This window comes from Ruminococcus albus AD2013, assembly GCF_000526775.1.
In the GTDB taxonomy this organism is placed as follows: Bacteria; Bacillota; Clostridia; order Oscillospirales; family Ruminococcaceae; genus Hominimerdicola; species Hominimerdicola alba_A.
Genome location: NZ_JAGS01000001.1, coordinates 2,013,145 through 2,039,221 on the forward strand (window position 1 = coordinate 2,013,145; position 26,077 = coordinate 2,039,221).

Annotated in this window: 19 protein-coding genes; 8 read left to right on the plus strand and 11 right to left on the minus strand. The window is 46.4% G+C overall.

Annotation, left to right across the window (positions count from 1 at the left end; genetic code table 11):
- Nucleotides 1-43: 43 nt before the first annotated feature.
- A complete protein-coding gene (locus N773_RS0108990) occupies nucleotides 44-1,093 on the minus strand; it encodes a M15 family metallopeptidase (protein ID WP_024857487.1) in 1,050 nt (349 codons plus the stop codon).
- Nucleotides 1,094-1,276: 183 nt separating this feature from the next.
- Nucleotides 1,277-2,734 (minus strand): DUF6937 domain-containing protein, encoded by a 1,458-nt coding sequence (locus tag N773_RS0108995; RefSeq protein ID WP_024857488.1) that lies wholly within the window; start codon nucleotides 2,732-2,734, stop codon nucleotides 1,277-1,279.
- 205 nt (nucleotides 2,735-2,939) lie between these two features.
- Here N773_RS0108995 and N773_RS0109000 point away from each other — a divergent pair, with 205 nt between their 5' ends.
- The 4 genes from N773_RS0109000 (at nucleotide 2,940) to N773_RS0109015 (ending at nucleotide 8,595) form a co-directional block, all read left to right on the plus strand.
- The gene (locus N773_RS0109000; RefSeq protein WP_024857489.1) at nucleotides 2,940-3,599 is read left to right on the plus strand and encodes a TetR/AcrR family transcriptional regulator; all 660 of its coding nucleotides are present in this window, start codon (nucleotides 2,940-2,942) and stop codon (nucleotides 3,597-3,599) included.
- A gap of 25 nt (nucleotides 3,600-3,624) precedes the next feature.
- Nucleotides 3,625-5,013, plus strand: a complete 1,389-nt coding sequence (locus N773_RS0109005; RefSeq protein ID WP_024857490.1) for an MFS transporter — start codon at nucleotides 3,625-3,627, stop codon at nucleotides 5,011-5,013.
- Nucleotides 5,014-5,015: 2 nt separating this feature from the next.
- Nucleotides 5,016-6,692: a glycoside hydrolase family 36 protein gene (locus tag N773_RS0109010; RefSeq protein WP_024857491.1), complete on the plus strand. Its 1,677-nt coding sequence runs from the start codon at nucleotides 5,016-5,018 to the stop codon at nucleotides 6,690-6,692.
- Between the two features lie 400 nt (nucleotides 6,693-7,092).
- The gene (locus N773_RS0109015; RefSeq protein ID WP_431602480.1) at nucleotides 7,093-8,595 is read left to right on the plus strand and encodes a sodium:solute symporter family protein; all 1,503 of its coding nucleotides are present in this window, start codon (nucleotides 7,093-7,095) and stop codon (nucleotides 8,593-8,595) included.
- 175 nt (nucleotides 8,596-8,770) lie between these two features.
- Here N773_RS0109015 and N773_RS0109020 read toward each other — a convergent pair whose 3' ends face one another.
- The 5 genes from N773_RS0109020 to N773_RS0109040 form a co-directional block, all read right to left on the minus strand.
- The gene (locus N773_RS0109020) at nucleotides 8,771-10,348 is read right to left on the minus strand and encodes an ABC transporter permease (protein WP_024857493.1); all 1,578 of its coding nucleotides are present in this window, start codon (nucleotides 10,346-10,348) and stop codon (nucleotides 8,771-8,773) included.
- On the minus strand, nucleotides 10,317-11,252 hold the full coding sequence (locus tag N773_RS0109025) for an ABC transporter ATP-binding protein (protein WP_024857494.1): 936 nt from the start codon (nucleotides 11,250-11,252) through the stop codon (nucleotides 10,317-10,319). The genes N773_RS0109020 and N773_RS0109025 overlap by 32 nt, the downstream gene beginning before the upstream one ends.
- Entirely contained in the window at nucleotides 11,249-11,611 is a 363-nt protein-coding gene (locus tag N773_RS0109030; protein ID WP_024857495.1) for a GntR family transcriptional regulator, read from the minus strand. The genes N773_RS0109025 and N773_RS0109030 overlap by 4 nt, the downstream gene beginning before the upstream one ends.
- A 74-nt stretch (nucleotides 11,612-11,685) precedes the next feature.
- Nucleotides 11,686-12,522, minus strand: a complete 837-nt coding sequence (locus tag N773_RS0109035) for a hypothetical protein (RefSeq protein WP_024857496.1) — start codon at nucleotides 12,520-12,522, stop codon at nucleotides 11,686-11,688.
- A gap of 36 nt (nucleotides 12,523-12,558) precedes the next feature.
- A complete protein-coding gene (locus N773_RS0109040; protein ID WP_024857497.1) occupies nucleotides 12,559-13,005 on the minus strand; it encodes a hypothetical protein in 447 nt (148 codons plus the stop codon).
- A gap of 728 nt (nucleotides 13,006-13,733) precedes the next feature.
- Between N773_RS0109040 and glmU the strand changes: the two genes are divergently transcribed.
- The 4 genes from glmU to N773_RS0109070 all read left to right on the plus strand — a co-directional run bounded on the left by glmU (nucleotide 13,734) and on the right by N773_RS0109070 (nucleotide 21,730).
- Nucleotides 13,734-15,149, plus strand: a complete 1,416-nt coding sequence (gene glmU / locus N773_RS0109055) for a bifunctional UDP-N-acetylglucosamine diphosphorylase/glucosamine-1-phosphate N-acetyltransferase GlmU (RefSeq protein WP_024857498.1) — start codon at nucleotides 13,734-13,736, stop codon at nucleotides 15,147-15,149.
- Between the two features lie 489 nt (nucleotides 15,150-15,638).
- A complete protein-coding gene (locus N773_RS21220) occupies nucleotides 15,639-19,082 on the plus strand; it encodes a GDSL-type esterase/lipase family protein (protein WP_024857499.1) in 3,444 nt (1,147 codons plus the stop codon).
- A gap of 410 nt (nucleotides 19,083-19,492) precedes the next feature.
- The gene (locus tag N773_RS0109065; RefSeq protein WP_024857500.1) at nucleotides 19,493-20,947 is read left to right on the plus strand and encodes a GDSL-type esterase/lipase family protein; all 1,455 of its coding nucleotides are present in this window, start codon (nucleotides 19,493-19,495) and stop codon (nucleotides 20,945-20,947) included.
- 249 nt (nucleotides 20,948-21,196) lie between these two features.
- Nucleotides 21,197-21,730: a hypothetical protein gene (locus tag N773_RS0109070; RefSeq protein ID WP_024857501.1), complete on the plus strand. Its 534-nt coding sequence runs from the start codon at nucleotides 21,197-21,199 to the stop codon at nucleotides 21,728-21,730.
- Nucleotides 21,731-21,855: 125 nt separating this feature from the next.
- On the opposite strand, the gene N773_RS0109075 is transcribed toward N773_RS0109070, so the two are convergent.
- The 4 genes from N773_RS0109075 to N773_RS0109090 are packed head-to-tail and all read right to left on the minus strand — an operon-like array spanning nucleotide 21,856 to nucleotide 26,062.
- Nucleotides 21,856-23,268, minus strand: coding sequence for a hypothetical protein (locus N773_RS0109075; protein ID WP_024857502.1), 1,413 nt, complete (start codon nucleotides 23,266-23,268; stop codon nucleotides 21,856-21,858).
- 40 nt (nucleotides 23,269-23,308) lie between these two features.
- Complete coding sequence (locus N773_RS0109080) at nucleotides 23,309-24,259, minus strand: GGDEF domain-containing protein (RefSeq protein WP_024857503.1); 951 nt, start codon at nucleotides 24,257-24,259, stop codon at nucleotides 23,309-23,311.
- Between the two features lie 51 nt (nucleotides 24,260-24,310).
- A complete protein-coding gene (locus N773_RS0109085) occupies nucleotides 24,311-25,216 on the minus strand; it encodes a PP2C family serine/threonine-protein phosphatase (RefSeq protein ID WP_024857504.1) in 906 nt (301 codons plus the stop codon).
- A gap of 33 nt (nucleotides 25,217-25,249) precedes the next feature.
- Complete coding sequence (locus N773_RS0109090) at nucleotides 25,250-26,062, minus strand: vWA domain-containing protein (protein ID WP_024857505.1); 813 nt, start codon at nucleotides 26,060-26,062, stop codon at nucleotides 25,250-25,252.
- Nucleotides 26,063-26,077: the final 15 nt, after the last annotated feature.

Consider the following 26,077-nt stretch of genomic DNA (forward strand, 5'->3'; position numbering starts at 1 on the left):
GTATAAAAATCGCCCCCGCTTTCAAAGCAGGGGCGAAAAGCTGTCATTGTACCTGACTTTCATAGCCTTCATCGTAGTAAGTGCCGTTTTCGCTTTCAGCATCAGTATCGGTACTGCCGCCGGGACCATCGACTGTGACGCCCATTTCTTCGGCAAGCTGCTGCTGTGAAACACCGTCGGGCGCATCATCATAACTTGATGTTACACCTAAGTATTCCTCCAGACACAGACCCTTTGATGTGATCTCTTTTGCTATATCAACGCCTACGTACCTGATGTGCCATGACTCATACTCATACCCCGTTATAGCCTCTTTCCCCTTTGGAAAACGTATAATGAAACCGTAATCCGCACAGTGTGCCGCCAGCCATCTTGCTTCGGCGGTATCACTGAATGAGAAGTCCGTCGAATTGACATCGAAGCACAGTCCCGACTGATGCTCGGAATATCCGGGTCGGGAGGATACTCTGTCAGCCTCGGCTATTCCCCTGTCAAGAGCATAGCTGTAATACAGCGCATACTGCTCATCGTAACTGCGGAATCCCGAATTGACGTAGAGGTACAGCCCATCATTGAAAGCCGCCGCCGTCATATCATCAAATGCCGCCTGAGCTGCTGTACTTATGCCGGGTGCGTAATCCTTCGGCAAAGGATAGGTCTTGTTGACGATAAGTATGCCGTCAACATATGTAAGACCATCGACCTGCTGTATCTTGTGTCCTGCCTGCGGTTTTTCCTCTTCGGAACTGTCGGTATCGATCTCCTGAACTGTCGGCTTCACGACTTTGCTTTGCGACGCTTTGGCTTTTGCCTGCTTTTCATCCCGCTTTTTGCGGTAGGATGCGTAGCAGCCCCTGCAAAGTATGAATACCAGAACTACAGCTACTATCAGTACCAGTGTGCGGTTGCGCTTTATACGTCTGCGCTCGGCCGCGCGGCGTCTGTCCCTGATGCGCTGTCTTATCATCTCCTCACGGGCTTTTTCCTCGGGAGAAAGTTCATACCTTGACAGATCATAATAATCTATGGCTGTTTCCGCTCCATTAACAGCACGCTCCTCCTCGGGAACGTTTCTGTTATCATTTTCGATCATATCTTCCTCACTGTTTCAGCTGCCAAAAGAGTTCATGCGCGGCAGCATTCTCCATGCACTTCATTTTACTTCATTATTTTAACATACCGAACGAAAAAAATCAAGTCGAAAGCTGTAAATGGCGAGGTGTTTTGATGTTTATTTGTGATTTATTCACATCGTATTAACATAAACTGTTAATAATTATATTATTTTTCCAGATACTGCCAGTTCTACCACCTTATACGCACCGTCATATATGCCTGCTTTTTTTGCAGTGATGATATTTTCACACATTTTTTCGATGATATCACCGTTATGCTGGATAAGCTTCATCATGCCGCAGGTCTCCGCGGGGGTGGAACATTCGTAGGTGCCGTCACCGACTTCTGCCGCACGCACAGCGCCCCACGCTTCGTGACCGCCCACGCGCTTAATCATCAGCTTGGGTATGGGATAGAAAGCCAGTTCGCTGGGCTTGGTGATAAGCACATCGGAACAGCGCATAAGCAGATTTGTGGAGTAGACCGCCGCGAAGATATCCTCATGGCAGAAAGCGTGTATGCCGAACACCTCTCCGTCAATCGCCTGTCCTGCAAACTCGGAAGTCTCGGTGAAATCGTTGAAATGCTCGGTAACATAGGGCATCATATGGGGCATCTCGGTCTTCAGCTGTTCCCACACATTTTTATGGTCGCCCACATTTATGAAAAGTGCAGCCTTTGCCTTTTTGATATAGGGAAGCATTCTCCTTATCATGGATACGAATATCTCCTTTTGTGCACCTGCGCCGCCCACGGACATCAGCCAGCGTACAGCTTTGCCTTTCTGCGCCCTTTCGATGCGCTTTGCGCAGTCGTATTCGATATTGCTGACGAGTTCGTGGTCGATATAATGACCTGTATATACTACGGAATCCTCGGGCATGGGCTTGAGTATACGATGCTTGTCCATGCCGCGGAGTGCGCGGTATCCCAGATACGCCGAGGGAGTCTGGACTGTATGGACTGCACCCTCGGAAAGATGCAGTGCCATAGGCCAGTTATCGGGAACAGCGTTCACCACATGGGTGAGACCTGCGTGTATCGCCGCCTGCGATGGCCATACGTGGGTGGCAACATAGGGTATATCCTTGGGCAGGTCGCGGAATACAGGTGTCATAAGTTCAGCCGTCTTCTGGTCGGAACAATTGTAGGTCAGCTGACGGAAGCCCTCGCTGTTCAGGGGTTCCCAGAAAAGTTTATTGAACAGTACGGACTTCTGAGAAATGCGTGAGCCCAGAGAATACAGCTGATTCTGCCCTGCTATGACCTTGCCGCAGGTAGTATCGCCGAAAGAACAGAGGTCGAACCAATAAGGGTCATAGCCCATTGAACGGGCAGCGGAGGCTATCGCCATGGAGATACGGTAGTGACCGAAGCCCATGCGGATATTTCCGATGACAAGGCTCTTATCATTGAATGTAACTCCTGTCTTTCCGGATATTTTAAGCTCCCGCACGCCGAGGGGCTCACCTATGGCGTGAGCGGGTGCGGCGGTGAGATGGTAAACCCTGTCCATATCACTGCCGTACTTTTTAATGAACTTCTCCTTGCCTTTGACTGCCTTTCTGTAAACTGACTCTGACATCTGATTGCCGAATATCACTTTTGATCTTTCCATAGCTGTACCTCCATTTTGCAGTGTGCGGCTCGGCATAAATATTATTGCCGATTTACCGAACTTAAACGTTTCACGATTGTGTCTGTTGCAGAAAATTGTGTCGTAAATTTTAATATTTTCATAGATCTCTTGACAAATGTCGGTTTATATGATAGACTATCTATCAGTTGATAGTAAGTCTATCACATTTGAGGAGGTTTGTCAAGTGGTTAATGAGATTTGTTCCGATTTTTCAAGAAAAAATTTAAAAGTCCAGCGAACCGACCGTGCAGTCCTCACTGCCGCACAGCTTTTTCTCAAACAAGGCATCGAGGAGATAAAGATGACAGATATCGCTGACGCAAGCGGCGTGGGAGTGGCTACTCTCTACCGTTATTTCGGCACAAAACCCCGTATGGTGACGGAAGCGATGACATATCTCTGGGACGAGGTCAATGAGCTTTTTGCAGGGGTATTTGATACCAAAGAATTCATGCAGCAGCCCGGCATCAAGCAGATAAACGACCTTATGCGTATGTATCTGGTGCTGTATGAGGCTCACAGCGATTTCATGCGGCTGTTGGGAGAGTTCGATACATATATAGTACGCGAGCAGATAGCCAAGGAAGACTTGCAGAAGTATGAGAGTTCGATAATAAACTTTTATCCCGTACTGGTAAGGGCTTACGAAAAGGGGCTTAAAGACGGTACGGTGCGCAGGGTGGATAACTTCAAGATGCATTATCTGACCTACGCCCATGCGCTGCTGGAAATGTGCAAGAAATTCGTCAAGGGCGAGCTTCTTCCATCTGACAGGAGCGATTACGCAGTAGCGGAACTTGAACTGCTGATAAACACAGGTGTGAACTACCTCAGCGCAAGATAAGCTGAGAACGACAGGGGGCATGGATATGGAGAACAAGAAAATAGCTTCAAACAAAATACTCTGGATATTCGCAATAGGTCAGCTGGGCTGGTCAACTCTGGCGGGCATAATCACTAACTGGCTGGTAAAATTCTATGAACCCGATAAACTTCCCGAGGGGCACAGCTACTTTATACCCCAGGGAAGGATAGTGCTTGGACTTCTGACGGCAATGGGCGTTATCGCCGCGGCGGGACGTATTTTCGATGCCGTGACCGACCCTTACATCGCAGGCAAGTCCGACGGATTCAAGCATCGTCTGGGCAGGCGCATACCTTTCATGAGGGTGGCGGCTATACCCTTCGGTGTTATGACAGTTCTGATATTCACACTTCCTTTCAAGGGTGAGAGCTACGGAAATTTCGGACTTCTGTTTTTGTTCTGTATGCTGTTCTACCTTTGCATGACAGCTTACTGCACACCTTACAACGCACTTATCCCCGAACTTGGCAGAACACAGGAAACGAGGATAAATCTTTCCACCTATATTTCCGTGACTTACTTCTTCGGTTCGGGCATATCTTACCTTGTGCCGAACATCGCGGGGATATTCTCGGGGGCTATGGGCTACACAAACAGCTTCAGGCTGACGGTGGGCATACTTTCAGCGATAGCTGTTGTATGTATGCTGGTGCCCGCTTTCCTGATAGACGAGAACGCTTATGCCGATACCACACCTACCGAGGGCACAGCTTTCGGTTCGCTGATGGCTACTTTCAAGAACGGTGATTTCCGTACATTTGTGGCTTCGGACATATTCTACTGGATAGGACTTACAATGTTCCAGACAGGACTTCCCTTCTACATCACTACTCTGCTGGGACTTAAAGAAACCTGGGCATTCCCCATGTTTGCGGCTATGACTTTCTTCTCGCTGCTGTGCTATGCGCCTGTGAACATCTTCGCAAAGAAAATGGGCAAGAAGAAACTTATCGCTTTTGCTTTCATGTTCTTCTCCGTGACTTTCCTTGTAACTTCACTGGCAGGCATACTGCCAATACCGGGTGTGGCATACGGATTCATCATCGCGGCGCTGGCGGCTATTCCTATGGCGATACTTGGCATACTTCCCCAGGCTGTGGTGGCTGATATCTCAGAAGCTGACAAGATAGAAACAGGCGAAAGCCGTCAGGGTATGTTCTACGCGGCACGAACTTTCGCTTTCAAGATGGGACAGTCGCTGGCTATGCTGCTGTTCACCAGTATAAAGACCATCAACTCGGACGTACCCTCGGGCGAGAGCGGTTACGGTCTCGGACTCAGGATAACTGCTATACTGGCTACCGTGCTTTGTCTTATCGGCGGACTTATATTCTTCCGATACAACGAAAAGGACGTTATCTCAAAACTTGAAAGCACAAACAAGGAGGGCTGACGATGCTGAGGTTCAAACACATAAAATTCGCCTACATCGCAGGCGGAAAGGTGTATTCCGTCACCACTGACAAAAGTGTGGAAAATCAGCGCGTCAAGCTGACAATCACAAATGAGGACGGCGTAATATCGGCTTCGGTGACTTCGGTCACACCCATAGAACTGTTAAGGCTCTCGGCGGAATTTGAATACGAATTCAAAAGCATCAGCCGCGTATTCCTGAATGGTTATCAGTCATGGACGGACAGCGCCGAACATCCGATAAACGGCAGGCTTCGTGGCGTTGACCATATCCCGAAGCCTATCGCTGACAAGTATGCATTCTCACAGTACGGAGATTACACATTCACGAGATACAGCCTGAAAAAAGGCGTTATGCACGGTTTCAGCTACGGATATATCCGCAATTACGATGTATACGACTTTATAGGTTCGCTGAACGAGGACAGCGGTTTCACAACTATCCGCACAGACTGCGCCGCAGGCAGAGTACTGGCTTTCAAGGAATGCAGTGAACTTCATATCGAAAACAGCTTTGAAGGCTTGAAGCTGTACATCGGCAGGGGCAGTGAGGACGAAGTCTTCGACAAGTGGTTCGGGCTGATGGGCATTGCTAAGCGGGATCTCCCGCGGATACACGGCTATACCAGCTGGTACAGACATTATCAGAATATCAGCGAGGAGATACTCACAAAAGACCTTGAACAGAGCGATCTTGGGAAAGATGATATCTTCCAGATAGACGACGGCTGGCAGACCGCTGTGGGTGACTGGCTGAGTATCGACGAGAAGAAATTCCCGAACGGTCTGAAAGCTGTGACCGACAGGATGGCAGAACTCGGAAAAGGCAAAGCCGGGATATGGCTCGCACCTTTCGTGTGCGAAGAAAAGTCAGAACTTTTCAAAAGTCACAAGGACTGGCTACTGAAAGACAAGAACGGCAGAGTCGTAAAGGGCGGAAGCAACTGGTCGGGGTTCTATGCGCTGGATATCTACAACGAGGACTTCCGCGCTTATCTGAAAGAAGTTTTTGATACTATTATAAACGAATGGGGTTTCAACAGGCTGCTGAAACTGGATTTTCTCTACGCCGCCTGCCTAGTCCCCCGCAAAGACAAGACCCGCGGCATGGTAATGTCGGACGCTATTAAGCTTCTGCGTGAACTGGCGGGAGATACAGCTATACTGGGCTGTGGCGTGCCCCTTGCTTCGGTATTCGGCAGAGTTGAATACTGTCGTGTGGGATGTGATGTCAGCCTTGACTGGGACGACAAGCCCTATATGAAGCTGATGCACCGCGAAAGACCAAGCACAAGGAACTGCATAATGAATTCGGTTTTCAGAAGACAGCTGGACGGCAGGGCTTTCGGCTGTGACCCCGATGTATATCTTCTGCGTGATACAGAGACCACTATGACCGCTTCTCAGCGGAAATGTCTGGCGGAAATAAACGCTCTGACAGGCAGTGTATGGTTCACCTCTGACAATGCCGAAGACTACGGCGACGAGCAGAAAAAGATGTATGAGGACGCTTCCGCACTCTTCGGGTGCAGGATACTTTCCGCAGAACTCAACGGAAAGGAACTTGTATTACAGATACTCCGTGACGGCAAAAAAGAACTTCGCAGCTACGATATGAGGGATATCCCCGAACTGCCTGTGAAAAAGCTTATGCCGTAACATAATTAACTTCGCAATTCTTCACCTCCTAAATTTCTCGGTTAACCGCCCGCAGGTGCTTTCCTTACGGATACATCTGCGGGCGGGACCATTTATTATGAATAGTTATTTTGGCTGTCTGCTTTGCGGACAGCTTTTTTACATATTGTGGAAATTCCGAGTTTGCTCTGGTAAATTTGCATAAAAGCCGATGGACAAATTTGTTTGGTATTCTTTTGGCAAAAAACTCCGCCGCGGTTGACAGCGGCAGGAAAATGTTATATAATATAACAGTCGGTTTATTGGATAAAAGCATAAAAGCGTTAAAACTTTAATGCAATGACCATGAGCCGTCAAATATTTTAAGGAAGTGTTCATATTGGTATTAAGATGGATCATTCTTGTGGTGTACCTTATGCTGATGATAGGTATCGGCGCGTACTACCGCAAAAAGACAGCGAATGTTAATGACTTCGTCCTCGGCGGCAGAGGTCTGGGCCCCTGGTTCACGGCTTTCGCTTACGGTACTTCGTATTTCTCGGCGGTTATATTCGTGGGATACGCAGGAAAATTCGGCTGGGCTTACGGCGTGGCTTCAACATGGGTCGGCATAGGCAATGCGATAATCGGTTCGCTGATGGCTTGGCTGATACTCGGCAAGCGCACACGTACAATGACAAAGCATCTGGACGCTAAGACCATGCCCGAGTTCTTTGAATTCAGATACAACTCAAAGACTCTGAAAACGGTGTCAGCACTGATAATCTTCATATTCCTTATCCCCTACACCGCATCTGTTTACAACGGTCTTTCAAGACTGTTCGAGAAGAGTTTCCACATTGATTATGAATGGTGCATAGTGGCTATGGCTGTGTTCACCGCGATATACGTTATCATGGGCGGCTACAAGGCTACTGCCCTCAACGATTTCATTCAGGGCATAATCATGCTGATAGGTATTGCGGCTGTTGTTGTGGCTGTGCTTAAAGTAAACGGAGGATTCTCGGGCTCCATGGAGGCTATGGGCGCTATCCCCGATGCAAATGGCAACACAGGTGTGTTCAACTCGATAATAGGCCCCGACCCCATAAACCTGATAGGCGTTGTTATACTGACTTCTCTCGGTACATGGGGACTTCCTCAGATGGTACAGAAGTTTTATGCAATCAAGGACGACAAGTCCGTTGTTACAGGTACTGTAGTTTCCACCATATTCGCTGTTGTAGTTGCAGGCGGCTGTTACTTCCTGGGCGGTTTCGGCAGACTGTTCATGGAGAAGAACGAGAAAGGTGAGCCCATTGATGGCTTTGACGCTATCGTTCCTACTATGATGGATTCTCTGCCCAGTGCACTTTTCGCACTGATAATCGTGCTGGTGCTTTCGGCTTCCATGTCTACACTGTCTTCACTGGTTCTGACTTCCAGCTCGACACTGACCATCGACCTTATCAAGCCCCTTAAAAAGAACATGAACGAAAAGGAAGAAGTTCGCATCATGCGTATATTCATCGCAGTGTTCCTGCTGATATCCGTTGCTATCGCAGTATACTCTCTGCGCGGCGCAAAGCAGGATGCTATGGTCATCTCTTCGCTGATGGGCATAAGCTGGGGCGCACTGGCAGGCGCATTCCTTGCACCTTTCATGTACGGTCTGTTCTGGAAAGGCGTTACCAAGGCGGCTGTTATGGCAAGCTTCATCTGCGGCGTGGGCATAACTGTTGTTCACATGATGATCTATACCTTCGGTGTTATCCCCGATGCACCCAAGACACTTGGCGGTCTTGCACTGACTTCACCTGTTAACGCAGGTGCATTTGCGATGCTGTTCGGTCTGATAGTTGTTCCTGTTGTTAGCCTTATCACTAAGTCCAACGACGAGGACAAGAAGGTTGCTGAAGCAGCATTTGAGTGCTACACAAAATAAAACGATTAAAAGCCACGGCAGCTGCACCGCTGCTGTGGCTTTTTTGTGCGGGTGTATTTTTCACATAATAAGAGAGGCTGCGCAGGATCATAATGTCCCGTGCAGCCTTTTAAGGTAAAGAAGAAACTGTACTGCTTGTTTATTGCCCTATGGGCTTTTTATCGACAGGAAGTCCTTAGTAATAATAACGATCGTAGCCATCATCTGTTTCGGGCAGGATCTCCTGTGCTTCTTTCAGGAAGTCTTCATACTTTTCTGCAGGGATATCGAATGATACCTCAAAATTATTCGACCTGACGTCTGAATAGGAATACTTCAGATCATTCACATCTGAAACAGAAATATAGACATTTACTGAACCTTCACTTGTTGAATCATCATCATCATCGTAGTAGAATATGTTTTGCCTGAACATCATATCCATGAAATCATCAAAATTTCTGTTTTCGAGAGTATAATATTTATCCAAAAAGGCGTTTATCTGATGAAGCTTTTCATCAGCTTCAGCTCTGCTTATATTTCCTGCAGATCTGCCGTCAGGATCAGTGTTTTCATCGATATAATAGCTTTTCTCAAACAAGCGGTTTTCTACAGAATATCCGTCATCCAGCGTAGTGTGTATCTGCATCCTTGATGTATCGTACTTTATCTTATCATTGCGGAGCTTATAATGACCAAAGCCGCCTGTGAAATAGCCCGCCGCCATTATCGCAACGAATACTGCGAAGCTCGCACCGAACTTCAACAGCCATACAGCAAAGAGTTTCGGAGTGATCTTTGCCCTTGCCGCAACTATCCTTATAACAAGGTAAATTATCAGGGCAATTGTAAGACCTATGCCCCATGAGCTGATATACGAGAACATGGTAAACAGTGTGAACAGACCCGTGAACATGAAAAGCTCCATGAACAGGTCATATACCATAGGCTTGCCGACATGTCTTCCGTCACGCTTGCGGTAAATAAAGAATGTGACAAATATCAGCAGACAGCTGAGTAAAATATTGATAATCAGAACGGTTATACGCTCAGCCGTTGTATCAAATACCCCCGTATCAGATATGCACATTCCTACCAGTGCGCCGAAGGATGCAAAATATTTTCCGCTTTCATCGCCGCCCAGATTTACGCCCGAAAATCTTTCTATCGTGAAATTGAATACCAAAAACGGGGTCATGCTCGCACAAAGTCCTGTTATGATCGAGGTGTATACACCCTCTGCCTTAGCGCCGCAGCAGCTCATGCAGAATATGCATATCGCATCAACGAACAGTGCCTCAGCCAGTATCACACAGTGCAGCTGTAACAGATACGATATACATTGACCCATTATCACGTGGCCCTTTATCGCACCTGCTATGGTAACGAATATACCCGCACCAAGCAAAGGCAGTATATGCAGCTTTGCTACTGCCAGAAGTTTGGAATAGTATCTGTCCTTAGCACTCATGGGAAGTGAGAGCTGAACGTCCGCAGTCTGCTTGTTGGTGAGGTCGCTGAAAACTCCATAGACCGCAAATGCACCGAAGGACGCTGCAACGAACATCAGGAAAAGTCCGAAAAAGCCTTCATAATGCGGAAATATCAAGTTATTGCTGCTGTTGTACTCTTTGTATGATCTCACAGAGAAATCGGTGACCTCAAACAAAGCCGCCGCCACAGTGATTATCAGTATCATCAGCCTTATCTTGCGCCTGTTGCGGTACTCGGCGGTAGATGCCTTATTTATCTTCTCTAAGTATTTCTGCGCCATAACCGCGCACCTCCAGTTCGTAAATGAATATCTCCTCAAGGGTAAGGGGCACTGCTTCAAGCAGCACAGGGGAAAGTACCCTCAGTCTGGGCAGTGAATTTTCTGCGCTGCCCCTGACTATCATCTGTGCAACGCTTCCCAGCCGTGAGAACTGCATTACCTCCAGACCCGACTGTTCTGCCATTTCCTTGGTCATCTGAGTATCTTTAAGCGCAAGCTGTATCTTGCAGAAGCCGCTCTTGATCTCGTCTATCTCATCGGCAAATATCAGATGACCCTGATGTATCAGCATCGCTCTGTCGCAAAGCTCGTTTATCTCGGCTACGTTATGGGAAGATACTATCATCGTAGCTCCCCTGTCCATAAGTTCATCGACTATCATGGTCTTGATTATCTTTCTCATTGCAGGGTCAAGACCGTCAAAAGCTTCGTCCAGCATTATGTACTTGGTCTTGCAGCTGAGTGCCGCAACCACCACAGCCTGTCTTTTCATACCCTTTGAAAACTGTGACATTCTCTTGTTCAAAGGCAGATCCAGCTTGCTTATCAGCCTGTCGAAAACTTCCCCTGAAAATTCGGGATAGTAGCTTGCGTAGTAGTTTTTAAGGTCTTTCAGGGTGAAGTTTGCATACTGTATCGTTTCATCGTTTACAAAGAATATCTTGCCCTTGGCTTCGGGTGAATCGTATACCTCGATGCCGTCTATCTTTATACTGCCGCTGCTGCATGGGTATACCCCGCACATCATTCTCATAAGTGTGGATTTGCCAGCGCCGTTTGATCCGAGAAAGCCGTATATACAGCCCTCTGGTATCTCGATGGATATATGATCGAGAGCTACAAAACTTTCCGTATCGTCCTTGCTCTTCTCAAACACCATCGTGACGTCTTTGATATCTATCATTTGTTATCCTCCTTCTGCAAAGCGTCCAGTCTGTCTTTCAGCTCTGTGACGGTGACTCCCGCCCTTATCGCCGCAGATGCTGCCGCATCAAAATCTTCAAACAGCTTTCTCTCTATATGTCCTTTCTGCTTGGCGACAAAGCATCCCTTTCCCGCCACGGAATATATTATACCATCATGTTCAAGCCTGCTGTAAGCCTTTGCCACGGTATTGGGATTAAGTCCCAGTTCCTTTGCAAGGCTCCTTGCCCCGGGCAGCTTGTCATTCTCCTGCAATACGCCGCTGCCTATAAGCTCTGCAAAGCCATTGCATATCTGCTCGTATATGGGCACTCTGCCTGTAAGGTCTATATTTATCAAGAGCTTTCCTCCTCTCGAAAATGTTTTTGTTGTCTCTCGTTATTTATCATATATATCTTTCTCTGATGACAGTTTTATTTGTTTTCTCCCTTTGACGCGCTGTATTCCACAACTCTCCAAACGCCGTTTTCCTTGGCAAGCTGCCACTTTGTGTCCCTCAGAACAGCCTGTTTTTCATAAGAATAGATATCAGCGGAAATTACCATGCATTCATCATAAGCTGTACCGTTGCGTTTGTTGAGCTTTTCAAGTTCTTCCTTTGAAGCGCTTTCATCTCCCGCATATCCCGCATACAGCGGTATCCCGTCAAAGTCATTCCAGACATCGGAATCGGTCATAGCCTCCAGTGCTTCCTCTCTTTCTTCTGTGGAATATATATCCGATCTTGATGCATCCATAACGTCCGCGTAATCAAAGTCGAATTTAGTATCGCTATCTCCCAGGAAGTTCCATTCGCCGTTTTTGTCCCTTTCCACCACACAGTCGTGTCGCTCAACAGACGCCATAAAATAAGAATTGAAACCATTCATATCGAACAGATTTCTTCCTATTGCTTTTATCACATTGGAAGGCGTTTTATCACGAAACGCGCAAATAGTAAGTGACATATAATCTCCACTGAGATCCTTGGGATCTTCTCCCTCTTTGTACTTGTTTATCTGCACATATTTAGAGCTGTCATTGTAATTAATGCCACCATTGTAAATTGCTGCAACGTGGATATCTGTTTCTTTCGGCTTATATACATCGTTTATTAAATAAGCCACAGCTCTTTCGATCTCTTCATCGCTGAAAGTTTCTGAAGTTCCGAGAACATCAATAGTAATTGTTTTTTTGTCGCTGACTGTCAATGTAATAGCTGCCAATGTCATAGCTGTTACGACCGCCGCTATCGCTGCTATTTTTTTCATATTGTTTTCTCCTTATGCGTTAAAGCAGGTGTACTGTCAGAGTATGGGTTCTTCCGAACTTACACACTCCCATTCGCCGTCTTTTTCTCTCGCGAACCAGTACTGCGCACCTTCATGCTTCTTGGTATCGAATTCACCGCTGTCAAAATTGCTTTTCAGCATAGTGATGATATTTTTAGAATAATGATAATCCACCTCATATCCGATACATTCCACGGCTTTGCTGTCTTCTTCAAGCACGCCTTCCTCTTTGAGTTTTTCGATCATATCCTCATTGCATACATCATCACCGAAGTACTTTATCTTATCGGGAATCCTGCCCTGTGAATTGAGTTCTTTTTCCATAAGATACGAAGTTTGCGGAAGTTCATCAGCTGTATATTTTTCTGATGATAAATCTGTATAATCCAACTTGTATCCTCCACAGGAAGCCAGCGTGAATGCCATAACTCCCGCGGCTGCAAATGCTGTCATCTTTCTCATTTGTTTTCTCCGTTCTTTCGTCCTGCGCTGTCTATCCTTTACCGATCACTGCTTTCTTTTTCTCTCTGCGAACTATCAGTCCCACTGTGATCGCCGCAGCGGCGGTAAATACTATTATCTTTCTCATTTTGTTGTCTCCTTTTCTCTCAGATGCCGCTTTCTTCGTCCTCGTTGATGTCCCACTCACGTACCTTTCTGAATTCCTGTCCCGCAAGAAGTATACATACTACAAGTACGCTCACTGCAAAAATCATAAGTTCTCTCATATCGGTCTTCCTTTCTCTCTGCCCGTTTTTTTATATTTTCTTTATGGGCTGTCTTGTTGTTTCGTTTCATTTGTCCTGTGTGTACTAGGTGTATTATCTGTCGTAGTACACTTAGAGTTTACCACTCACGCCCCGATTTGTCAATAGGAGTTATGGATTTTCAGCATATAGCACAACAGAGCGATTTATAATTGCAACACGAATAGCAATTACACACAATTGCCTGCGCATTTTCGGATAACAAGTGTATCATCAGGTGTACTACTGTACTATCTCTGCAGTACACACCCACTCGGGTGTACTACACCTAAATGACACTATATAACGGAAACAGGCTGTATTACGCGACAAAATTCGATAATTTTACACCTTGACTTAAATGCTCAAAAGTATTATAATAAGCAGGTGATGTGCCGTCAGCACAGAGGTGCGGCGGGATTATAATTATTAGGGGGAAGAACAATGTCTAATAATGTTATAATACTGGCAGGCGGTCAGGGCAAGCGTATGAAGATAAATTCACCCAAGGCACTTTGCAATGTTGTGGGCGAACCTATGCTTGAATGGGTAATGAGTGCCTGTGAGAACGCAGGTCTTGACGAGATATGCATCGTCAAGGGCTTTGCAGGTGAACAGATAGATGCTTATGTTGAAAAGAGAACTTCAAAGGCTAAGGTAAGCACTGTATTACAGGCTGAAAGACTTGGCACAGGTCACGCTGTGATGATGGCTGAGAAATTCCTCAGGACCAATGCTGACGGAAATACTCTGGTGCTTTGCGGCGACGCTCCCTTTATCGATGCCGCTACCATCGAGGGTGCGCTGAAACTCCATATGCAGAAGAACTGCGGTGTTACCGTGGTAACTTCCGTTGTTGAGGACGCTACGGGCTACGGCAGAGTTATCCGCACAAAGCACGGTATCTCGGGTATAGTTGAGCACAAGGACTGCAACGCAGACCAGCTTTCCGTAAAGGAGATAAACTCCGGCTGTTACTGGTTCAAGACCTCCGACCTTCTGGAAGTTCTTTTCGAGATAAAGCCCAATAATTCGCAGGGCGAGTACTATCTCACCGACTGCGTTGAGCTTATGATAAACAAGGGCAAGGCGGCTGACGCTTTCATATCCCTTAACCCGAATGTGGCTCTTGGTGCCAATGACAGACACGGTCTGCTGAAACTGAACGATATCGCCAGAATGGAGATAATCAACAGATGGCTGGATGAAGGTATCGAGTTCACCTGCCTGGACGGTGTATCCGTTGGCAGAAATGTTACCATCGGCAGGGGCACACGCATCGAAGCAGGTACCGAGCTGAGAGGAAACACTGTCATCGGCGAGGACTGCGTTATCGGCAGGAACTGCATACTTGAAAACACCGTTATCGGCAACGGCGTGTCGCTGAATAATGTTCAGGCTTATAATGCTGTTGTTGACGACAATGCGAAGATAGGTCCTTTCGTTCAGCTGAGACCCGATTCTCACGTATGCAAGGGCGTTAAGATAGGCGATTTCGTTGAGATAAAGAATTCCACCATCGGCGAGGGCACTTCCGTATCCCATCTTACCTATGTAGGCGATTCGGATGTCGGCAGCAATGTAAACTTCGGCTGCGGCGTGGCTACCGCTAATTACGACGGCGAGAAGAAGTTCCGCACTGTTATAGAGGACAATGCCTTCATCGGCTGCAATACAAATCTGGTCGCACCCGTATGCATCGGCAAAGGTGCGTACACTGCGGCAGGCTCAACTATCACAGGCGATGTCCCGGCTGATGCACTTGCTATCGAACGCGGTCAGGCTGTTATCAAGGAAGACTACGCCAAGAAAAAACTTGCTGTCCGCACCAAGAAATTCGAGGACGCTCACAAGGGCTGATCTTCAAAAATTTAAAAAAATATTAATATGCGCTCACAAATTTTTTGCGGGCGCATTTTTTTATATATTTTAAAGGGCGCACAAAAGAAAAACCGCGCATCTGCTCGGCAAAAGCTATTATGTTCAGGTAAATGCAATATGAAGCCATTGTAAAATTATGTGATATTCTGCATATCATTTTCAATTCAACCATTGACGAAAATATGTTTTTGTGATATAATATACTCAATTCGCTATTATCATCGGAAATAGCGCAATTTGTGGCAAGACCACAGCATTATACATTAGCCTGAGCAACGATTTTTGGCTTGCATGACGAACGCAGCAACTTAACAAATCATAAAGCTGTTCATACACGTTTTGCTATGAAAAAACGGCTTTATCGGCATCTGTCCCTGCGCTCATTATAATTGATCTGTTCAGGTCGGGTTGTTTATTTACGGCACAAAAGTATGGTCTTATGACATGAAAGGACAGTTGGAAAAGAATATGGATTACAAGAATATGAAATCAAAAAGGATCCTTGCGGGAATGCTCGCTCTGATGCTGGCATCGGGCACAGCACCTGTAAACTTCGGCAGTGCAGTTGCAGCAGGTGCTGCCATTGCAGAGGGTATCGGACCACACGATGAGAACTCATTTACAGGTCCTTCCGCTGAGGATAAGGAAAATGGAAATTCAGAGGACATTATCAGCAGTGACGATGAAACCGGAACTGTTACAGCAGATGAGGAGAATACCGCGTCCGAAGATGTAAACGATACCAAAAATATCGGCAGCGAGGGCAATGATGAAGAAACTTCAGACGAAGAAACCGCTGACGATGAAACAACAGCAGAGGAAACTGCAGCCAGAGAAACTGCCGATGAGGAGACGACTGCCGAAGAAACCGACGATGAGGAAGTATTTATCCTCATTTCGCCCAATACAGCTATACCTATCGGTTCTTATGTGACAATAAACTCCGATGATCATTTCTTTGACGGCAAAACTACATTAAGAATAGGAAACTTTATATCCGCTAAGAGCACAAAACTGACTTATGACAGTTATGACCTCCGTTTCGGATACAAGTTCATGTTTAAAGCACCTGACAGCGCAGACTGCTTCACCATTGGCATTCCCAATGAAGACGGTTCGCTGACTCCTCTCGGAATAAGGTGCGTAAGCGGCAGCGGCACGCTGAGCGATCCCTACAGATTTGAAGCTTTATATGAAACAAAGGCGAAAAAGAAGATCACAGGCGGATTTGTTACAGTCACTTCAATAAAAGAGGCTGTTGAACAAATGTCGGATGTATCTCCCGAAGATGCAGTAGCATGGCTTGCCGAAAACGCTGATAGCATCAAGGCGGCTAACAATAATGATCATGGCACCTACGATGTGTTTTTCAAAAACAATGATGATTACTATTGTAAAACCCTGAAATATGATCATTTTAACGCCGACCATCTCACAGCTGACAATTTCAAATGGGATTTTATCAGCGAAAGATCGTATAGGTCCATCATGCACCAGTGCCTCGGAAATAATGACCATATACTCGTCTGGAGCAATGCTGAAGTTCAGCCCGCTTTGACCTACACAAAGACCGAAGCCAAGGGAGCCACCTGCACAGAAGCAGGCAATACCGAATATTACACAGGTTCCGACAACAGGTTCTATAAGCTTGAAAACGGTGTTTACACCGAGATAGATAAAGATTCCTGGGTCATAGCACCTAAGGGTCACAGCTATAGCTCACCGAAGTGGACATGGAATGATGATCTCACTGCAACAGCTGAATTCAAATGTGAAGAATGCGGTGATGTAGTAGTCATTGATGCTGATGTGACAGCGAAGATCACCACCGAACCTACCTATACAAACGGCGGAATGATCACCTATACCGCAAAAGTTGTGTTTGAGGGCGTTCACAGCACCTGTTCCAGGTCAGTATCTGTACCTAAGCTGGAACTTACTCACGTTGAAGAAAAAGCTGTTACCTGCACCGAGGACGGAAATATCAGCTACTGGCACGATGCGGCTAACGACAGGTATTTTACCGATGATAAGGGCAAAAACGAGATAACAAAGGCTGATACCGTTATCAAGGCTGCGGGCCACAGCTATGGACTGGCACAGTGGATATGGAATGAAGATCTCACTGCCAAGGCTGAGTTCATTTGCGAGAAATGCGGCGAGGTCACAGTGATAAATGCCACCGTTATCAAGAAGAGCGTTGAAGAACCCACCTATACAAAGGCAGGTTCGATAACCTACTCTGCAAAGATCGATTTTGAAGGCAGTCACCACACCTGTTCCAAGATAGTAATTATACCTAAGCTTGGATTGTCTTACGTTGAAGCCGTAGCAGCTACCTGCACCGAGGGCGGAAATATCGGCTACTGGTACGATAAGGCAAACGACAAATATTTCACCGATGCAAATGGTGAAAACGAGATCACCAAAGCCGACACTGTGCTCGAAGCAAAAGGTCACACTCCCGGCAATAAGGTCATAGAGAATTATGTAAAGCCCACTTATATAAGCGATGGCGGTTATGACGAAGTAGTTTACTGCATCGACTGCGGCAAAGAGCTCTCCAGAGAGCACATCGCCCTCAGCAAGCTCAAATACAAAGCTCCTTCTCTGACATATACCAAGGGCATAAACGCTGTAAAGCTCAGCTGGGCTGAAGTTGAAGATGCCGAAAGGTACGGTATCGCAGGCTATGTTAACGGCAAGTGGCAGCTGCTGTACGATTGCCAGGATACTTCCTTTATACTTAACGGACTTACCGAAGGCAGAGATTATTGGGTCGCTGTTATACCAAAGTGTAACGGCAAATGGATAACCGACTTCTCCAACGCCATAGTTGTATCTTCTCAGAGCACCGAAGGAAAATATCCTGTTTTATCATCTGTTGAACACAACGAAAAGACCCATCAGTTCAAGCTCAAATGGTCTGAAGTCAAGGGTGCTCAGCAGTACGGCATAGCTGTATATCTTTCCGGCAAATGGAAAGTAGTCAAGCAGGATATCCCCGCAGGAACCACCAGTTTCACTTCACCCAAGCTCGCAGCAGGTCAGACCTACAGAATGGTCATCTGTGCAAAGGTGAACGGCAATTGGGATACAAGCAATATCAATGCAAGGTCATTCAGTGTTACTGTACAGCCCGAAGCATCAGTAAATTACGGCAGTTATGAAAGCGATGACTTTGTATTCTCGGGAAATGTATTTGTAGTCGGCGATTCCACAGTATGCAATTATAAGCCCGATACGACCGAGAAAAAGGGCAGCTGCGGCTGGGGTATGAAGCTTTCAGAGCAGTTTGAGGGCGTTCATGTCACAAACCTTGCAAGGGCAGGCAGAAGCTCACGCAGCTTCATGAATGATCCCGAGTACAAGATACTTTGCGATTCCATCGGCAAGGGCGATTACCTGTTCATTCAGTTCGGTCACAATGATGAAAGAACAGCAGAGCCTCAGCACGCTGCTTATCCTTATCTTGAATTCTCCACACTGGACGGCGAAGGTAAAAATCCCAACGGTCAGTATTCCTATGAGTGGATGCTGCTGAACAAGTACGTCAAGGTCGCACAGGATAAGGGTGCAACTGCTGTGCTCGTAACACCTGTTGCCAGACGCGCCAAGGACGGCTCGGCTATGATCGAGGAACACAAACAGTATTCCGATGCTGTTTTGGCACTTGGCAAGAAATACAATATCCCTGTTATCGACATGACCACCAAGACCGCAGAGCTCTATAACAAGCTTTACGAAGAGAAAGGTCCCGAAGCTACTGCTGAATTGCACTGCTACCTCGATGAAACAAGGACAACGATCGACAACACACATCTTAGCGTAAAGGGCTGTGAGCTGATAGCTGATATCCTCGCAGATGAAACTAAGACGCTGGGTCTGAAGATATCAGAAAGACTGAAATAATAATTTATTGAATATGGTCCTCTGTACACCTGTGCAGAGGATCATTTTTTGTGTATGAAAGTATGCAGCTATACTGATGAAAGTGCGGATCGTTAATATTCTAAACTAACTTTACAGACTTATCCTGTATTGGAAAAAGGTGGCAGAAGTTTAAAGATATTAACAAGTAAGCAAATTCTGGACATTTGATAAAAATCTATTTACCTGATAAAAGCATCCCGAAAATTTTGTGTGATATGCACAAGAATAATGTGATATTAACCAAAAACGTTGAAAAGCACTTGAAATATCTGCTGAATATGGTATAATATGAAATAGAGAAGTATCCCCTTTTAAAGGGGTACTTTCAGGAAGGAGATATGGTGATCGCACCGATATTATGGTGCGTTTAAGGAAAGGAAAAAAAGAATATGAAAATGAAAAAAAGCATTTTTGCAGGGCTGTGCTCCGCGGCTTTGGCGGCGAGTATGATTCCTGTATCTGCTGAGGGAAGTGAGACATTATTCTTTGAAGCAGTACCCTCAAATGTCAGGATACTTGGAAGAACAGTTTATAACGATGATTCACTGTGGCTTGCAAACTCCGTTTCGGGCGTTGAATTTACCGTGACAGGTTCACAGGTCACTTTCGATCTGAGCGTATCGGGTGATCCGACACGTATCGGTATATACCTCAACGGTCAGCTTTATCAGAGAGGGCTTATTTCCTCTAAGAAAGGCAGTGTGACTGTTCCGCTGGCTGATGGCGAGAACACCGTAAAGCTTTTAAAGCTTTCGGAATCGATGCAGTCGGAGCTTGGTATCGACAGCATAGAGACCGACAAAGGCGCTTCTATAAAGCCTACTGAGACTAAGGAAAGAAAGCTGGAGTTCATCGGCGATTCCATAACCTGCGGCTACGGCATCGACCTTCCGCTGAAGGATCCCGAGACAGGCAAGAACAACACATTCTCCACCGTAAGCGAGGACGCTTCTAAGACCTACGCTTATCAGATCGCTGAGATGTTTGATGCTGATGCAAATTTCTTCTCAATGAGCGGATGCGGTATCTGGTGCAACTACGGCGGCAACAGAGACCACACTATGGAGAAGTATTACACAAAGTCCAGCCTTAATACCTGGAACAGCATATCATCTTCGGGATATACACTGATACAGTCCTTTGACTGGGATTTTTCACAGTATCAGCCCGATTGTATAGTGATAAATCTGGGTACGAATGACTGGTCGTATTTCGGCAGTCATATCGAAGAGACCGATAAATTCGAGGAAAGCTACATAGATTTCCTGAATATGGTCAGGGAGAATAATCCCGATGCTAAGATCATCTGCACACTGGGCATGATGGGAGCAGATCTCTACGGCAATATCGGGAACGCTGTTGATTCCTATAAGACCGAGACAGGCGACGAAGAAGTATACACGCTGGAGCTGAATCCGATAGACAGGGATTCAGAGGGTTACGGCGTTGATTATCACCCGATGGCGGCTACAAATACAAGGGTTGCGGCAGAGGAGCTTGGACCGTTCATAGCCGAGGTCATGGACTGGAAGCTTGGTCCAATGCCCGATGACGGCACGCTGACTCATACTCCAGATGATCTTGTTGTAGGCGAGTATCATGAACAGCCTGAAGATGATAATAATTCTGCCGAGGAATCCAGCAAGGAGTCTTCTTCTGACAGTTCGCAAACTTCTTCGGGAAGCGAAAGTGCTTCCTCCGAAAGCAGTAATTCTTCAAATAAGGCGGGCTCCACCATAAATCCCAACAATTCAAATCAAAATCCTACTACCGGTCTGGCAGGTGGCATGGCAATGATCGCTCTGATGGGCGGCGCTGTGATCATCTCGAAACGAAAAAAATAAGTGATCTATCCATAGAGAAATGTCGCATAAGCACAGCTGTTTCGGGCATATCCCGCACTTGATGCTGTATGATGCACAGGTCATTTCGATATTGTCTTTGTTTATTAATTATTGTGAAAAATTTTCAAAATTACTTGCAATTTTGAAAATTATGTGCTATAATATATTTATGGATAATTATATAGTTTTTTTTCGTGGCTCAGACCATGTGAATTATAGTAAGTATATGATCAGGGAAGGAAGATAGTTATGACATATATGCTCAACAATCTGGATGAAGCTGTTGACAGAAAGTTTCTGGTAACTAAGCCAATGAAAGCTCAGGCTGAGCCTGGTAGTATCATACACGTTCTTGATGTTAAGGACCGCAAGAAAGACGGTTATCTGGTCGAATACCGTGTGACCGACGTTGGCAAGGGCTATTCTTTCAGAGACTATGCTGCAAAGTTCAACAGTGTTAAGGATTTCTGCAACTGGGCCAGACCCGACAACTTTATTGCAAGACATTATGAAGCTTTTGATCTCAAGGAGATACAGAATTACATCAAGGTAACTGACAGAAGCTTTATTACTTCCGGTCTGCCGATAGTAGTAGTTCTTGCACTTGCTCTGTTTGCACTTGGTCTGCTCGTTATCAAGGGCATTGCAGGTATCATCATTGCAGCAGTGGGTACAGTTATAGTATTTGCAGGTGTATCCTGGTTCTTACGCTGGCAGAAGAGCCGCGTTAAGCTGAATCTTTACAGTAAGATCAGTTCCGACTGGGGCGTACAATTCAAGTAAAGTTTAAGCCATGCAGAGAGATCTGCATGGCTTTTTTATATATGCTTACAGTTGTAATATCCCGATAAGATCGGACATAAAAAACCGCCGCACCTCATCGTGTGCGGCGGTAATATTTTTTTGTATCAGAAGCCTGAATCTCTCATCTTCTTCTTGAAGTTTGCATTCATCTTTGCATTCTTCTTTTTCTGCTTAGCTGCCTTGAGCATATCTTCTCTGCTCATTTCAGCCTCATCATCATCGTCATCGTCAACAGAAACAGAATTCTTGGTCACTGCTTCTGCGGCTTTGATGAGATCATCTATGCTTTTTGATCTTGCGTTCTGGCCGATGGTCACACTGTTTACAGTCGATGAAGGTACCTCATTGACCTGTACAGATGTCTGACCAACGCCGGGCATTGCCATAGATGTCATGCCGCCAACGGTCTGAGCCTGGGTAAATGCACCTGCCTGGGGATATACACCGCCCTGCATCGGCTGCTGCATACCCTGCTGAGGATAGGTTCCCTGCATTCCCTGCTGGGGATAACCCATACCCTGCTGAGGATATCCTGCCTGTCTGCCCTGCTGGGGGTAACCCTGCTGCATTCCCTGCTGAGGATAGCCCATACCCTGCTGGAGATAACCTCCCTGCATTCCCTGCTGTGGGTAACCCATACCCTGCTGAGGATAGCCCTGCTGCATTCCCTGCTGAGGATAACTCATACCCTGCTGGGGATAGCCGCTCTGTCTGCCCTGCTGAGGATAGCCGCCCTGAGGGAAGCCCATACCCTGCTGGGGATAACCACCCTGCTGAGGGTAGCCGCCCTGAGGTATATTGAATCCTGCCGCACCCTGTCTTGTAGCGTCATCGGGCTGATCGAACATGGACTTAACGCCGCTGTCGATAGTCTTGACTTCTGAATCAGGTGCTGCTGCAGCTTCTTCAAAGAAGGGATTGTTGGAATCAACGCTGAATCCGTCTGCAAACTCTGCGGGAGCGCCAACGCTCTCGGTAGATGCAGCTGCGGTACCAGCTTCGGGAGCAACGTCAACATCAAAGCCGTTCATCAGATCCTCCATGCTGGGTTCAGCTGCAGGAGTCTCTGCTGCTGCAGGTATATCTGCATCTGCAAGAGCTGCTTCGGCTACGGGTGCTGCTTCTGCAACGGGTACTATGTCCCTGAGTGCTTTGCTTTCCTCTTCAGAGGTAACAACAGCGCAGTCACCGTTTGCTGCGTTGGTCTGACCTAGCATTGCCAGACTTACCTTGCCTGTCTCAACTACCTTGGAATCCTTGAACTGCATAGTGATGATGCCCTTTGCAGATGTTCCGTCACAGTAATCGATGAACCTCTTTACAGCAACTGTTTCTGCGGGAAGTATCTCTACCATGCCGCCCCTGACTGTAACACTTGTTATACCGGTATAAGGCTGGTCATTGCTGTCTACTATTACGCATATTGCTGATTCATTTTCGGAAACATATTCAGGTTTATTATTTGTGATAATCTCTGCATACTGTTTTGCCAGATCGTAAAGCTCCTTGATTTCCATAATCCTTATCAACTGCCTTTCCTGTGAACTTGCTTATAGATCAGCCCTGCTGTGTGAAGAAGCAAAGCTGGTTCTTACCGCTTTCCTTAGCATTGAACATTGCAGTTTCCGCATTTCTGAACAGGTCATCTGCGGTCATTGCGTTCTCGGGGAAGCTTGCTGCGCCGTAGCTTGCTGCTACTGTGTAGATATTGCCGCCTATATTTATAGGCTCACTGAAAATACCGCTTATGCCTGCTGCGTACTTGAATATAGCCTCATTTGTCATACCGCTGCCGAGGATTATACCGAACTCGTCGCCGCCTATCTTAGCTGCGTAAGCCTTATCACCACAGTAATTCTGGATCTTATCGGCATACTGCTTCAGCAGTTCATCACCTATTACGTGGCCGAAGCTATCGTTTATACGTCTGAAATCATCGAGATCGATATAGATCATTACGCAGTCGCCGCTCTCTTTGATCTGCTTTTCAAGATTGGTCATGAAGCTTTCTCTGTTGGGCATACCTGTCAGCTTATCGTTATAAGCCAGATATTTCATCGCTTCGCCCTGCTGTTCGATGATACGGTTCTTCTCGATAGCTTCATGGTAGCTCTTTTCAAGTTCTTCATTCATCTTCTCGGTCTTGCTGGTGTAGAAATAGATAACAGTTGCGATACCCATAGAGATCAGAGTAACGATCAGACCGGGGATCGCCTTTGCGCTGTGTACCATTATCATCTGGAATATCAGCGTAAAGAATGTATTTACACCATTGAGTATCATAGCGGTGATATAACCCTTTTTCTGAGCAAACAGTACCAGCATAACGGTCACAACTACCTGTATCTGAGAGATAACACCCGCCATAGGATTGTTACCTTGTTTAGGAGCTGAACCACCTACGCTTGCAGGACGCGCAAGCTTTGACTGTATCAGAGCGCATGCAACATATACGAGTATACCTGCGATGATGATGAGCCATGTTTGGTTTTCTTTTTTCTTTTCCATCTTAAATAATTCCCCTATCCATTATAGATTTGATTCCGTCCAACTTCCACCCTAGAAGTTTGCGGTGTGAAGCTTTGCTTTTCTTTCAGCTGCGAGCTTCTTGTTTCGGTCGATCATCTCTTTGAGCAGATCTTCTTTTTCTGCTGCAAATTCTGCATCATAAACACAAGCGAGGGATATATCGTCCTCAGTTCCGAAATGCGATCTCTTGGTTATGTTTTTAACGACCGATGCCTCGATCGCAGGTGAATTGACCTGTGATGCGAGTATTACATGATAATCCCTGAAATCATACTCACTTCCGAAGGAGGTATAAAGTCCGTCGGTAGATGAGAACAGCGCTATAAGGCGTTTATCATCGATGTAGAAGCTTTCAAACATTGAAGCCGCATTTGCATTGCACATCGACGATGTGATATTCGCGGGATTAGCTTCCTCATACTCCATGGGCATGATAGCCTCGCCGTCTTCAAATATAGCCACGAAGCTGCCGTCACCTATCTGTACACCAAAGGTGAAACCTCTGCCTGCGACTGCAGCTATCAGAGTAGTACCGTAGTACTGCTCAGGGTTTATATTCTCAAACTCATCAGGAGTAAAAGGCTTTTTCTCAACAGCTGTAACGGGGTTTTCTTCAAGATGTTTAAGTACCTTGGTATTCCACGCTGCAATGATCTGTCTCTCGATATTTCTTATTATCATTTTATGATTTTTCGGCAGGTTGGCTTCAAATGCATCAGCATCCTCATAGAACCTGTCGATAGTCTCGATGGTCGCCTCAACGGCGCACCTAGAGCCTATATTGCTGCGAAAGTGTTTCTTGCTTCCGTGACCGTCCGCCACCACAGCAATAGCGTAACGGTCAGTTATCTTGTGTGCCGAGCTGTCCTGGCAAACTATACCCTTTGCCACATGGCTGGCACCCATAACTGATTGGCTAAAGCCACTAAATGACATTTCTAAACTCCACTCCTTCCGACAACCTGTGCTTTACCAGCCCGTATCGTAAGGAACATCGCCGCCATCCGTCTGATCGCCTACCAGCTCCTGGATCTGCTGGCCGAGCATTCTCTGCTTAGCAGCGTATACATCCTCTTCGTTAAGCTCCTCGTTGGTCTCGTCGGAGAGTGTCATAGACTTACTTCCTATCTGGGAAGCTGTTACTGCGATGATCTTTATCATCGAAGCCAGCTGTCCGCCTGTATATGCATGAACAACGGTATCCTTGGAACCTGTGAATTCAGCGAGCATCTCATCGTTAGCCTCATCACCGATACCCAGTGCAGCCTTCAGACCGAACTTATACCAGCTGTTTGTCGAAAGTGCCCTCAGACCTGCCTTATAGTCATCGGAAGGATAACCGTCGGTCATCAGGAACATTACAGGTGCGAATGACAGTGAAGGCGAATTCAGGAAGCTGTTTCTGGACATTCTTGCAGCCAGCTCTGTAAATGCAGCGCCCATGCTGGTAACGCCCTGTGCGCCCAGTCTTGCCCACTCAAACTCCTCGATGGAGATAGGAGCGGAGTACATCCACCTTACATCTGTATCGAAGGTCAGTACAGCTACCTTAACATCGGTATCAGCCTCACCAACTTTTCTTATCTCGGGAATGAGCTCTTCCATAACGGTATTGAGCTGACCCATCTTCTTGCCCTTCATGCTTCCCGAAGTATCGATCAGGAAGAATATTACGAGGCTCTTTTTGGATACCGCAGTCGCACCCAGGGGATCATCGTCATCGAAATCCAGCAGATCATCGACTGTGGTATTTTCTTTTACATCAGAATTCATATTATTCATAGATCTATTACGCCC